Source organism: Bacteroidota bacterium, assembly GCA_016720935.1.
GTDB lineage: Bacteria > Bacteroidota > Bacteroidia > AKYH767-A > 2013-40CM-41-45 > JADKJP01.
Genome location: JADKJP010000006.1, coordinates 429,928 through 444,568, shown reverse-complemented (window position 1 = coordinate 444,568; position 14,641 = coordinate 429,928). Strand labels below are relative to the sequence as shown.

At 40.4% G+C, this 14,641-nt stretch carries 7 protein-coding genes and 2 tRNA genes; 5 read left to right on the top strand and 4 right to left on the bottom strand.

Features of this window, described 5'->3' with window-relative positions; translation table 11 throughout:
* The first annotated feature begins 228 nt into the window (after positions 1–228).
* The 5 genes from IPP86_10210 to IPP86_10190 all read left to right on the top strand — a co-directional run bounded on the left by IPP86_10210 (position 229) and on the right by IPP86_10190 (position 9,322).
* Entirely contained in the window at positions 229–3,456 is a 3,228-nt protein-coding gene (locus tag IPP86_10210) for a PKD domain-containing protein (GenBank protein ID MBL0138888.1), read from the top strand.
* Positions 3,457–3,661: 205 nt separating this feature from the next.
* A complete protein-coding gene (locus IPP86_10205; GenBank protein MBL0138887.1) occupies positions 3,662–5,512 on the top strand; it encodes a T9SS type A sorting domain-containing protein in 1,851 nt (616 codons plus the stop codon).
* Between the two features lie 432 nt (positions 5,513–5,944).
* Positions 5,945–6,538 carry a helix-turn-helix transcriptional regulator gene (locus IPP86_10200; GenBank protein ID MBL0138886.1) on the top strand — a complete coding sequence of 198 codons (594 nt, stop codon included), beginning with the start codon at positions 5,945–5,947 and terminating at the stop codon, positions 6,536–6,538.
* Positions 6,539–6,545: 7 nt separating this feature from the next.
* Positions 6,546–8,894 carry a PAS domain S-box protein gene (locus IPP86_10195; GenBank protein MBL0138885.1) on the top strand — a complete coding sequence of 783 codons (2,349 nt, stop codon included), beginning with the start codon at positions 6,546–6,548 and terminating at the stop codon, positions 8,892–8,894.
* Entirely contained in the window at positions 8,891–9,322 is a 432-nt protein-coding gene (locus IPP86_10190; GenBank protein MBL0138884.1) for a response regulator, read from the top strand. The genes IPP86_10195 and IPP86_10190 overlap by 4 nt, the downstream gene beginning before the upstream one ends.
* 534 nt (positions 9,323–9,856) lie before the next feature.
* Here IPP86_10190 and IPP86_10185 read toward each other — a convergent pair.
* The 4 genes from IPP86_10185 to mutS all read right to left on the bottom strand — a co-directional run bounded on the left by IPP86_10185 (position 9,857) and on the right by mutS (position 14,640).
* Positions 9,857–9,941 (bottom strand) — tRNA-Leu (locus tag IPP86_10185).
* 261 nt (positions 9,942–10,202) lie between these two features.
* Positions 10,203–10,275, bottom strand: a tRNA-Gly gene (locus IPP86_10180).
* Between the two features lie 137 nt (positions 10,276–10,412).
* Complete coding sequence (locus tag IPP86_10175; protein ID MBL0138883.1) at positions 10,413–11,912, bottom strand: DNRLRE domain-containing protein; 1,500 nt, start codon at positions 11,910–11,912, stop codon at positions 10,413–10,415.
* 154 nt (positions 11,913–12,066) lie between these two features.
* Positions 12,067–14,640, bottom strand: a complete 2,574-nt coding sequence (gene mutS / locus IPP86_10170; GenBank protein MBL0138882.1) for a DNA mismatch repair protein MutS — start codon at positions 14,638–14,640, stop codon at positions 12,067–12,069.
* Between the last annotated feature and the right edge of the window lies 1 nt (position 14,641).

The window sequence follows — 14,641 nt, the reverse complement described above, 5'->3', positions numbered from 1 at the left end:
AGAATATGCCTCAATTGTTAGCGAAAATGAGGCTTTGGATTTCTATTGAAAAGCAGCCATGGTTGCCCCTTTTGGAGGTTTGGACTATATTTGAATGAAAATTCCTGCGCTTCCGGAAATATCTATTCTGCGTCTTGACTGATGATTAATGTAAGTAGACTTAATTTGTTTACTTGCTCAGAAATAACATCCATTAAGACAGCACAACGATGCGCATACTGTTATTGTATGCAAAGAGTTTACATCACCCTTATTCTTCTTCTTACATTTTTTACTTCACTCACTTTTGGGCAGACAGTAAAAATTCTTTTTGATGCTTCCAAAGCGGAAGCAGCCGGAAATGCCGACTGGATTGTGGATGCGGATGCACATAACCTGGGTTATTCTTCAGGTCCGGCTATATTAAACAACGGAACAGAATCAAATGCTCAGAAAATTCCTACCTCAAATCAATCGGGAGTAACGGCATCTACATCTGAAACCTTCTGGTCGGGCGCGCTTTCTTATTGGGCAATAGATTGCGCAAAGCGGAATTACATTGTTGAATCTCTTCCATACAATGGACAAATTACGTATGGGAATTCCTCCAATACACAGGATCTGTCCAACTACAAAGTATTTGTAGTTTGCGAGCCCAATATTCTTTTTTCGGCTTCTGAAAAAACCGCGATTCTGAATTTTGTTCTCAATGGAGGCGGATTGATGATGATTTCAGATCATACGATTTCAGATCGTAATAATGACGGAGAAGATTCTCCATTTATCTGGAATGACCTGATGAGCAACAATACCGTTCAGGCAAATCCATTTGGAATCACATTCGATCTGGTTGATTTTTCTCAAACAACGAGCAATATTCCTTCACTCCCATCGGATTCAATTTTACAGGGACCCGCGGGAACGGTAACTCAGGCACAATGGAGTAATGGTACATCCATGACGCTCAACCCAACGGCTAACTCCACGGTGAAGGGTGTGATTTACAAAACCGGATCATCATTTGGAAATACGAATGTGATGGCTGCTTATGCACGGTTTGGGAACGGAAAAGTCGCGGCAATTGGCGACAGCTCGCCATGCGATGATGGTACCGGAGATCCGAATGATGTACTCTTTAACGGTTATACAGGCGATGCCTCCGGCAATCACAAAAAATTACTGATGAACATGGTGATCTGGCTCGCTACAACAAGTGGGACATCAGTTCCGGTTGCAGGGTTCAATGCGAGCAATACAAGTTTGTGTCCGGGTCAATCAACCATTTTTACAAACACCTCCTCCGGAACGGTGAATTCATATGCCTGGAATTTTGGCAGCGGTGCAACTCCTTCTTCTGCCACAACTGCCGGTCCGCATACTGTTTCCTATTCCACTTCCGGATTAAAAACTGTTACACTGACAGTTTCGAATTCAAATGGATCCAACACCATGACGCGAACAGATTACATTAATGTCAGCGGATCCTGCGCAACTACTGATGCAGGAGTACTTGCCTTACTGAGTCCGGCTTCCATGAATTGTCCGGCATCCGCTGTGCCAATACAGGTGCAGGTAAAAAATTATGGTACTTCAAATATCAATCTGACGAGTACGCCAATAACGATTACTCTTACTGCAAAAAATCCTTCTGCTGTTACAGAAACATTTACACAAATCATGAATAGTGGCACCTTTACTGCAGGATCCACAGTGGATGTTACCTTTTCCTCCGTTTACAACATGTTGCTTTCAGGCGATTATATTTTCAATGCATCCACTTCCATGACCGGCGATGCCCTTTCAACAAATAATGCGATGGTTGCAGACACCATAAATATTGGACCGGGGTTTCAGTCCGATATCGCTGTTTTGAGTGAAGATATTGGAATTGTATCAGCCACAACTACCATTCCTGTTCATGAAACCAATAACGGATTTGCGAATGTAAATCTTACCATGTCCGGTACAGCGGATGTGAGGTTAACTGTACCATCTTCAACTTACTCAACCTCATCTGGTGGCGCCAATGTTTTCTTTACCAATACAAGTGGTCGTTTCTTTCTTATTTCAGGAATCAATACAATGGGTTACAGTAATCTTCAATTGTATCTGGGAATGTTGAAATCCACAGTGACTGCACAAAATGAATTATCGATTCAGGTAAGTACAGATGGAACCAATTTCACTAATCTGACTTACTCGTCTCCTACTACAGCAAATGCATGGACCTATATCACCACAACAGGAAGTATACCGGCAACTGCAAATCTCAGACTGAAATTTACTCAAACTTCTTCAAGTGTTCAGTTCCGAATTGATGATCTGCTTCTTGTTGAACACGTAACTTCACCTTCAATATCCGTTGTAGGAAACACAACTTTTTGTCAGGGCGGAAATGTCTCTCTCACTTCCACAAACGCAGCATCATACCTCTGGTCGAATGGAGAAACCACACAATCTGTTACTGCAGTTAATTCCGGCAACTATTCTGTGATTCTGACCAATGCAATTGGATGTACCGCTTCTGCAGGTCCCGTTTCTGTAAGTGTGAATCCTGTTTACAATATTCCTCTCACCAGATATATTGCCCAGGGTTCCGGTTATACACTACCAAATGGTCAGACTGTGACAACCGCAGGCACTTACACTACTTCCTTGTTGACAACAGCGGGTTGTGACAGCAGTATTGTTACTACATTGATTCTTGTGAACGCGAGCGATAATAGTTTGTGCACGACCGATTCAGTAAATTTACTTACAGGAACTGTCACTCATACTGCCGTCAATGTAAATGACGGAAACCCATGTACTATTGACGGATGTGATCCTCTGACAGGTGTGTATCATATACCTGCGACAGAAATTTGTGGCAATGGAATTGACGATAATTGTAACGGTCTGATTGACGAATCCTGTCCGGTAACACTAAGTTTAAAAGTTTACATTGAAGGTTTTTACAAATCCGGCACGACGATGGCTGCCGTTGCTAATCCTACATCATTTCCAACTATATGTGACACTATAACTGTGGAATTGCATTCAACTGTAAGCCCGTTCGGATTACTTTTCAGTGACAAGAAAACAATTGACATCAACGGAAACGGCAGTTTTTCATTTCCAACGGCACGAGCCTATTCATATTACATTGTTGTCAAACATCGAAATTCACTTGACACCTGGAGCGCATCACCGGTTTTGATGAATGCCGCAACTATCATTTATAATTTTTCTGACGCCATCAACAAAGCATTTGGAAGTAACCAAAAATTGCTGTCTACAGGAATTTACGGAATGATCTCAGGCGATGTCGATAAAAATGGAGCTATCAATACAACTGACCTCAGTGCTATTGAAACAAAAGCTGCTCTATTTTCTACAGGATACTTGGCAACGGATCTCAATGGTGATCTGGTCGTTGAAGCCGTTGATTACAGTTTGGTTGAAAACAATTTTGGGTATTTAGTACTGCATCCCTAAATTCTTTTGTCTGTAATGATTTTGTAATTTTTCACAGGTTTAGAACAATTCTTGACTTAATTGTATAATTTAGACAAAGGAACTCACCTTTAAATTTGTTTCTCATTTCGTTTTTCAGTTTCTTAGAATTTTGAAATACAGTTTTTCATTTTTCAATTCATCATCAAACCGGATATCATTTGATTTGATTTTAAAAACAAAAAAGATGAAAATAAACTTTACACTCGCCTTATTTTTACTTCCTTTAATTTCTTCTATCGGCCAGACAAATTCTTTTTTTATCCAATCACAATCAGTCATAACTGAATCAATCATTGGCTACACATATTATGATATTCAGTCAGAAGGGTCCGTAGGGATGAATCTGGTAAGAAATCAGGATGGTTCGTTTTCAGCAGCGTGGACATACTCTCCTGATTCACAATCTCAATATCCTAATCGTGGAACCGCATACAATTACTACGATCCGGGTGCAACAACAATTTCAAAATGGTATTATCATCCTGATGGCGTTGCAGGAGTTTATCCATCTGCCAGAACAGAAGGAAATTACAGAACTGGTTTTACAAATATTGTCGTCACAGACAATGGTTCTGAAATGACCATTGCAAATTGCACAAGTCTGGGCACAAACCGTTTGTTTTTAAACTGGCGTGCTACAAAAGGCCCAGGTTCACCATGGATACAGCAACCAAATGCACTAGGAACCTCGGCTAACGATGATACCTGGGCCAAAGCTTGTTCTGCTGGTAACACTGTGTACGTATTAGCCCATGGTACAGGAAATACAGGAACCAGCCTGTATGGACAAGATGGTCCAATATTATTCTCACGTTCGGATGATGCAGGTCAAACATGGCCGGTTTTACGCCAGTCTTTGGCACTTATCGATTCAAGTCAGTACAATGGTTTTGGCCCCGGAAATTACTTTATTGATGCAAAAGACAGCATTGTTGCCATTGTATTTGGCAATTTGATTACTGATCTGGGAATTTTGAAATCTTATGATTACGGAAATACCTGGACCAAAACGATTGTAAAAACCTTTCCGATTCCAAGGTTCGATTTTCACAATGATTTCACATACCTGCCCGGTACCGGTCCCGCTTTGGATACGATGCTTTCGAATTACGGAGACGCGACATTGCTCATAGATAACAACGGGCTTTGTCATGTATGGTATGGAACCTGTCGCTGGACAAGAGATAGCTCAACTGCACCGGGTTTTTACCGACCTTTCGTCTATTTATCCGATGGCTTGTATTATTGGAATGAAAATATGCCAACCGACTCTTCAAAATTGATTGCACAGATTCAGGATCTGAATGGAAACGGACAAATTGATTATCCCGCGGCTCAATGCAATTATCCATGGGGAGATTATGGTGATAGTTTTGGAATGACAACCCGACCGTCAGCCGGTGTGGATGAAAATAATTCTATTTATGTTTCCTACATGTCCCTGGTGGAAGGCAATTTCGCCGATACAACCTTGTGGCATGAATTGCACACTCATGTTTTTGTAATTGGGTCATCTGATGAAGGTCAAACATGGACCAGTCCTATAGACATAGTTCCGGGAAATTCAGCAGGAGGTTCAGGAGAATATCAGGATGCCGCATACGGAAGTATGGCAAGAAAAGTAATAGCCTCAGAAGGTCCATCCATACTTTATCAAAGAGATTCACTACCCGGAACTGTAGTAAGTAATTTTATTTGTCATCCTATAAAAAAGCCCAACGAGATAGTCTTCGCACAGGTGCAAGTCCCGGTAGGAATAAAAAGTAGCACGGAGAGTAACAATTCTTCATCATTCATCTTTCCAAATCCCATTTCTGAAAACTCCGTATTAGAAATTCAGCTAAAGGACAATTCAGATATGCTTTTAAATATTTGGGATGCATTAGGAAATAATGTTATTCAGGAATTAAAAACGAAAGGACTTAACGGAACCCATCGATATCCTATTGATCTTTGCTCTCTGAAAAAAGGAATTTACTTTTATTCTATCAAAATGAAAGACAACATAATCGGAGGAAAATTTATCAAATTGTAATTTTGCTGCCGATTTCAAACAAGTAGTTGAATTACCTTGTCCACAAATACTTTTTGTACAAATAATATAATTTATCCAGGGCTTGAATAAATCCGCCTTCTTTTATTTTTAAGTATAAAAGCTCAATCTTTCCTATAGTATACCTCTAAAGAAATTTGCACTTTAAATTTCCAAATTGAGCTGTGCAGAACAATTTCAGAAATTGGGAGTGGTGATTCAAGTGACGCAAATGAGATGCGCATCCTTTCATCAAGGCATTCTCATCTTTTTCATTTTATTGGATTTAATTCAAATATCAAAAGAAATGAAGTCAGAATACGTGAATTGTGTAACTTTTCAACAAAGTTGTGTAACATTTCAGGGGTCGATATTCATCATCTTTGTATAAACTGAATCCAAAGCACGACTCTTCTGAAATTATATATCAAATACATGCTCAGCAATCGCTGCAAACTCGCAGTGAAGGCTGAGTTAAAAGCGCTGGGCTTACATTTCATCATTGTTGATTTAGGGGAGGTTGAAATAATGGAAGAATTAAGTCAATCCCAGCGCCTGCAACTTAAACAAGGTTTGCAAAATTCCGGCCTGGAATTAATTGATGATAAAAAGGGAGAACTAACGAATAAAATAAAAACCACTATTTTAGAAATGGTATGGCAAATTGATGAAAACAATAAATTTTCATTTACAGAATACCTGAGTGCTCAACTCAATCTGGATTACACCATCTTATCGCATCACTTTTCTGATATTCAAGGAATAACGATTGAGAAATATATCATCACTCAAAAAATTGAACGAGCGAAAGAAATGCTGATCTATCAGGAATTAAAGATCTCCGAAATCGCGATAAAATTAAACTATAGTAGCACAGCTCATCTTTCGAATCAATTTAAAAAAATTACGGGATTAAGTCCGTCGCATTTTATAAAAATGCGAAACAAAAGAGATCAACAAGCGGAAGAAATTGGTGTTCAACCAATGAATACTACTATCGTCAGTAAGGAGAAATCTATTCCTGCATAAAATTATCATGGAAAGAAGCAGAACACACGAGCCTCAATATGCCAGCAGTTTACTGGAAGCAAGTCCGGATCCGCTTTTGGTTATTGATCATGATGGGAAAATTACAGACATCAATGAAGCAACTGTTAAAATTACAGGTTTGTCGCGCCCTGAACTAAACGGTACGAACTTTATTGATTATTTCACAGATCCAATAAAAGCAAGCGAAGTTTACAGGGAAGGTTTTTCTAAAGGATTTGTTATTGACTCACAACTCACACTCAGAAATAAAACAGGCAAATTAACGGATGTACTATTTAATGGTTCCGCTTTCAAAGATACTACGGGCAATGTTGTAGGAGTAGTTATTGTAGCACGTGATATAACCGCTCAGAAACTTCTATCCAATTATTCACTGAGCCTCATCGAAGCAAGCCGGGATCCATTATTCACCATCAGCCCTGCAGGTAAAATAACCGACACAAACAATGCCTCAGTTAAAATCACCGAAGTCTCAAGAGAACTACTGATCGGGTCCGATTTTTATAATTACTTCACTGAACCCGAAAAAGCAAGGGAAGGCTATCAGCGTGTTTTTGAAAATGGTTTTGTGGAAGATTATCCACTCACCATGAAGGACGGAAAATTGACTGACGTTTTATTCAATGGTTCTGTGTACAAAGATGAGCGGGGAAATGTCATTGGAGCAGTTGTCGTAGCGCGGGTAATTACTGAACAAAAAAGAATAGAAAAAGAACTTACAGAATCGATGATTTTCGCAGAACTGGCAACCACTATAGCCGAAGCAGCGAAAATCAAGGCTGAAAGCGCGACAAAAATTGCGGAAGACGCGGTAAGGGCTAAACAACAGTTTTTATCGAATATGAGTCATGAAATCCGTACTCCAATGAATGCCATCATCGGATTTACAAAAGTGCTTCTCAAAACCGATCTCACTGCAAAACAAAAAGAATATCTGACCGCTATCAAAATGAGCGGTGATTCACTTATCGTTTTGATCAACGACATTCTTGATCTCGCGAAAGTGGATGCCGGAAAAATGACTTTTGAAAATACTCCATTCAAAATGCAAGCTTCTATTTCGGCGATGTTACATCTCTTCGAAACGAAGATTCAGGAGAAAAACTTAAGTCTGATCAAAGAATATGATGCAAAAATACCTCGTACCTTATTAGGAGACCCGGTAAGGCTGCACCAGATCATCCTCAATTTGGTCAGCAATGCTGTCAAATTCACAACCAGTGGAACCATCAAAATGAGCACACGCCTGCTCTCTGAAGACGATGAAAATGCAACCATTGAATTCGCTATAAGTGATACAGGAATTGGAATCACTGAATCAAAATTAGATAAGATTTTTGAAAATTTCCAACAAGCTTCAAGTGTTACATCCAGGTTATATGGAGGAACAGGACTGGGACTAGCTATAGTAAAAAAACTTGTGGAATCGCAGGGTGGAAACATTACCGTTAAGAGTAAAACAGATGTCGGCTCTACTTTTAGTTTTATTTTGACATTTCAAAAAACTACCACAGAAGCGGAAAGTGTCACGGAAACTATTGAAGTGAATAAAGATATCAATAACATCAGCGTATTGGTTGTAGAAGATATTGCCCTCAATCAACTCCTGATGAAAACGTTATTGGACGACTTTGGATTCAAACAAGATATCGTTGCAAACGGAAAAATCGCCATTGAAAAACTTAAAACCAAAACTTACGACATCATCCTGATGGATTTGCAAATGCCGGAAATGAATGGTTTTGAAGCAACTGAATACATAAGAAACACGCTGCATTTAACTCTCCCAATTATTGCCCTTACGGCGGATGTGACCACTGTAGATTTAGCAAAGTGCAAATCCGTAGGCATGAATGATTACATCGCGAAGCCTGTTGATGAAAAGATATTGTATAACAAAATAATTGATTTTGTAAATCTGAGTGCAACCAAAAATCAAAAGAAAATATTCAAAGAGGCAGAAACAAAATTATTCAAATGCGTGGATCTGGGCTATTTGATGAACCGGACCAAATCGGACAGGAACCTAATGATGGAAATGATTTCCATTTATCTGAAACAAACCCCGCCTTTGATTCAGGTCATGAAGCAAAGCTTGCACAACCAGGATTGGGAATCCCTTTATTCAAGCGCACACAAAATCATTCCTTCCTTTGCAATTATGGGAATGAGTGTAGATTTTGAAAATATGGCCAAAAAAATCCAGGAACATGCTTCCATACAAAAAGAGTCGGAAGATATCTCAGATATGGTGCTCAAACTTGAGAATGTTTGCATACAAGCTTGCAAGGAGCTCGAAGAAGAATACACCAGGCTAAAAAACTTCCCAAAATGACAAACGAAAAAATCAAACTTTTTCTGGTTGATGACGATGCCGTATTTTTAAAAGCGCTTGAAATTGAATTTATGCATCATCCCGATTTCAATGTGGAGACTTATGCTACAGGAGAGTTGTGTATTGAAAACTTAGGAAATAACCCCGATGTGATTATTCTCGACTACCATTTGAATGGAATTGAAAAAGATGCCATGAATGGCATTGAAACACTAGACAAAATTAAGGCCATCAAAGATGATGTTGCCGTTGTGATGCTTTCTTCGCAAGACAGCATCGAAGTCGCGGTTAGTTGTATGCATCACAAAGCATTTGACTACGTAGTCAAAAGCGAAACTGCCTTCATCCGCCTCAAAAAAAACATTACAACTTTCTTACATTACAAAAAAATGGAGAAAGAATTGAATTGGTATATGCAGAGGATGTGATGGAGGGGAGCAATGAATATTTCTTCATGGCAAAATAATTCCATGGCAAACTAACAGGAATTTTATGCAAAACTTCTTGCGTTACACTTCAAATAAATTGCGAAGGTTTCAAGCAGTCGAGATTTCAACTTAAAGCTTTTTCCAATCCAAACAACATTTTTGACATTTCAAGAGCGATAGAATACAATTCCTTATGAACCTGATCTGACAATAAGTTGATTTCTTTCAACTGATCAAGGATTGCAACGCACGCGAAAGCTGAACCTATTGCTATAGTCGCTAAAAAGAAAAGTATAAATTTTTGATTTGAAAATTGTTGTTTTCTTGTACACCAATAATTTTAAAAAATCGAACATAGATTTGTTTTAGCTTCTAACAAGGATAAAAAATCTTGAAATTAAAGCTGTATTCTATGGTGAAAAAAAACCTATTAACTTGAGAAATGACTAATGCCCAAAAAAGAGGAAGTGGAAGTGTAAGAGTAAGTTTTAAGATCTTAAAACTTACTCTTACACTTCCACTTCCTCTGTAAAGTACCCGGGGCGGGAATCGAACCCGCACGGTCGCAATGACCACAGGATTTTAAGTCCTGCGTGTCTACCAATTCCACCACCCGGGCATTTTTTGTGTTTCGGGTTCCGAGTTCCGTGTTTCGGGTTGGACCCTTTGTTGAGAGTAATCTTTCAACTTACTCTTACACTTACTCTTACTCTTCCACTAACACAATTTACCCCACTATACAATTCCGTTCAATGAATCATGAACTCTGGATAGATTTCACTCTACCTGATTTCTGATTCTTCACTCTATTAATGCTGCTAAAGTAATCAACTCCTGCATGCAAAAAAAAATCCCTCCATTTAGAGGGACTTTCCGTTTGAGCGGAAGACCGGGCTCGAACCGGCCACCCCGACCTTGGCAAGGTCGTGCTCTACCAAATGAGCTACTTCCGCCTTTCCAAAAAACACCAGAAAATCTACTGGCTTTCTTTGGGATCGCAAAAATAAGGATTTTTTGAAAAAATCTAGGGAAAATGAAAAAAAATGTGTCTTTTTCAATGAAAAAAATCGGCTCATTAAAGGCCTTATTCTCAATATTTAACCAATTTACCGGTGAGGGAAGCGGCTTTCCCGTGTAATTCAATAAAGTACACCCCTGCCGACCAACCGGATACATCGATATTCTCCTGAATCCCGTACCCTGAAATTGAGTATGATTTGGCAAGAACGATATGCCCCAATGCATCTCTAATCAGGAGTTGAATTGGTTCATTAATTGGCAACTTTGCCTGTATTGATACAAGATTTGATGTTGGATTTGGGAAAATATGCAAAGCCGAACCATTCAAAGAGGTAATACCTGTTGTCGTAGAATAACAGATCTCCAATCTTGGTGTCCTGGTTTCATCATCCACGTCACTCGAGCTGAAAACAAGGGAACGATAATACGCTTCATTCGCAAGTTGCAACTCGAAACCATAACTGTTAGCAGGATTTTGAAGCATGTCCTGCACCAATGTAGTTACATCGATATTCAACATGTCGGAATATACTCCTGGAGTCATCGGAATACTGACCTGGTTCTGTGTTGTTACCGATGGTCTCGTAAACCAGGTGACAGTCGACTCATCCCAAGGAGAGGTAATCCTGTTTAGTATACTATTATTCGGGCCGCTTAAAGAAGAACTTTGTCCACCAGCATAAGCACTACTTGGGTTACTCCAGAATGACAAATATGCGGCAGTAACTGCAGCATTGGAAGGAATAAAACCAAGATCAAATTCCAGCAGTGTTCTTCCTGTATCCGGGATCCCGGTATTTGTCCAGGCGTGCGCACCTATTGCATCACTGGAACCATAGTTGGTCGTACCGTTTGAAAACCCCGGAGCATTCCATACCAATGCATCTTTTCCGCAACCATCGTGAGGCTGCAATGTCCAGCAACCTGAAAGGGGTTCATCATAAGAAATAATCAATCGCGGCCGTAAATTCGGATCTGCACAATCACTCGATGCAAAAACAAGCGCACGATAATATTGCTCTCTCACAAGACTGATTTCAAAACCAAAACTCGTTACAGCGCTATCGACCATGTCCTGCACAAGCTGCGTTACATCGATATTGATATAATCATCGTGAGGGCCGCTACTTGCAGGAATACTGGTTTGATGTAAATTCGTTACAGCCGGTTGTGTAAACCAATTGACTGTGCTTTCATCCCATGGCTCTACAATTCGCCGGATGTAAGCCGAGTTCAGTCCACTCAAAGTTGAATGTTCCCCGCCTGCAAAGTTGGTAGTTGGATTATTATACAAGGAAAGATAAGCGGATACGATGTGAGAACCTGACGCAATCTGATCAAGATCAAATTCAATGAGCGAACGACTTGTATCGGGCGTACCGCTATTTGTCCAGGAATGAGCACCAAGAAAATCCCCGGAACCGTAATTTGTCATCCCATTCGGGAAACCCGGAGCATTCCACACCGTCGCATCCTTACCACAAACAGAATCAGGTTGCAGAAATAGTTTTCCCGAGGAGAATAATTTGAAAGGAATGAATAAGTAGAGGAATAGAAAGTATTTTGTCATTTTGTGAAAGGGGTATAAGGTAGATTGTAGATTTTAGATTGTAGATTTTAGATTGTAGATTGTAGATTGTACGATGTTAATCGCGAACTTTCATTTCAATTAATACATCGTACTAAGCACTAACCACTAAGCTCTAACCACTAAAAACTAAAATCTACTTCCCAAGAAGCTTCTTGATATCATTCAACTTATTCAACGCTTCCATTGGAGTGAGGTTATTGATATCTACACGGAGAATCTCTTCGCGGATCTGTTCAAGAACAGGATCATCGAGCTGAAAAAAACTCAATTGCATTTCATCCGCGTTTTTCTTTCCCTCCTTCTTCCCCATTCCTGTGCCACCGCGACTGCGTTCGAGCTGACTCAGGATTTCATCCGCACGGCTGACAACCTTCGCTGGTATACCCGCCATTCTCGCGACGTGAATACCAAAACTGTGTTCACTTCCACCGGGAACGAGTTTGCGTAAAAAGAGAACTTTATTTTCCAATTCTTTTACCGATACATGAAAATTACGAATACGCGGAAGTGATTCCGCCATTTCATTCATTTCATGATAATGTGTCGCGAAAAGAGTTTTTGCGCGAGCTGTTGGATGATTGTGGAGGTATTCCGCGATTGCCCAGGCAATACTTACACCATCATAGGTAGCAGTCCCCCTGCCAATTTCATCAAGTAAAATTAAACTGCGGTTTGATAAATTGTGAAGAATACTTGCGGTCTCATTCATCTCCACCATGAAAGTAGATTCGCCTGAGGAAATATTATCCGAAGCTCCTACTCTTGTAAAAATTTTATCGACTACACCAATAGTCGCTGAAGCAGCGGGGACAAAACTGCCTGTCTGTGCCAGCAATGTGATCAATGCCGTTTGACGCAACAAAGCTGATTTACCGGACATATTCGGACCGGTAATCATCAGAATTTGCTGTGTATCGTTATCGAGGTAAATATCGTTGGCAATAAATTTTTCACCCTGAGGCAATTGTTTTTCGATCACCGGATGACGACCGTTTTTGATGTCGATGATGGTTGAGTCATTCACTACGGGGCGAACATATTCATTCTTCAAAGCGACATCTGAAAAGGACATCAGCACATCCAGTCGGCCAATCAATCCCGCATTGAGTTGAATTGGCCGAATGTACTCAACAACGGACTGAACGAGTTCTGTAAACAGTCGCGATTCCAGTGCGAGAATCTTTTCCTCCGCTCCAAGAATTTTTTCTTCGTATTGTTTTAGCTCTTCTGTAATGTATCTCTCAGCATTTGTGAGCGTTTGTTTACGTGTCCAATCAGCAGGTACTTTGTCTTTGTGAGTATGCGTGACTTCGATGTAATATCCAAAGACATTGTTGAAACCAACTTTGAGTGATGTGATTCCGGTTCTTTCGGCTTCACGTTGCTGAATTTTCAATAAATAATCTTTTCCGTGATAGGCGATACTTCGCAATTCATCAAGCTCCGCATTTACTCCTTCGCGAATGGCGCCTCCCTTATTCACCATGGCAGGCGCTTCCGGATGAAGTTCATTGGAGATCCTTGTGTTGATCAGGGTACAAGGATTTAGCTGATCAGCAATAACGCGGATGGCTGGATTATCGGTGTGGGCACAGCTGTCTTTAATCAGCTGCACCATGTCGAGAGATCGTTTCAACTGCACCACTTCACGGGGAGATATTTTTCCAAGCGCTACTTTTGAAATCAGTCGCTCGAGGTCTCCTACCTGCTTCAGATGACCGGCGATGATGGAAGAAAACTCAGGATGGTGCAGAAAATAATTTACCGCTTCCTGCCGCTCTTCTATCGCGGCAATGTCTTTCAGTGGTAACATCACCCATCGTTTGAGCAGACGACCACCCATCGGGGTGAGTGTATGATCAAGTACGTCGAGAAGGGTCACTGCCTGTTCATTGGAAGAACCCACCAGTTCAAGATTGCGAACGGTGAATTTGTCCAGCCATACATATTTATCCTCTTCGATCCTTGAAATCCCGCTGATGTGTTTTAGTTGCTCCTGACGTGTATCGGAAACATAATGCAAGGCAGCACCGGCGGCGACAATAGCGGCAGACATTTCTTCAATACCGAAACCTTTTAAAGACTTGGTTCCAAAGTGACGCAAAAGAATTTCACTGGAATAGTCGCCTTGAAAAACCCATTCTTCCAATCCATAGGTATAAAAACGCGGACCGTACTGATCCATGAATTCTTTTTTCCTGGATCGTGAATACACTACTTCAGATGGATTGAAATTCTGAAGTAGTTTTTCCGCATAAGCAAGATTTCCCTGCCCTACAAGAAATTCTCCGGTTGAAATATCGATGAAAGCAACACCCGCGATTTTACCATCGGTATGGTATGCTGCCAGAAAATTATTTTTCTTGTGTTCAAGAATTTTATCGTTGTAAGAAACTCCCGGAGTAACGAGTTCTGTCACTCCCCTTTTCACTATTTTCTTCGTGAGTTTCGGATCTTCCAGCTGATCACAAATAGCGACACGCAGTCCCGCACGGACAAGTTTTGGCAAATATGTATCCAGAGAATGGTGAGGAAAGCCCGCCAATTCAACAAAAGACGCGGCACCATTCGCCCTTCTTGTTAATACTATACCGAGTATTCCCGCTGCTTTAATTGCATCCTCCCCGAAGGTTTCATAAAAGTCACCCACGCGAAAAAGCAATACAGCATCAGGATATTTCGCCTTAATGGTGAAATACTGTTTCATT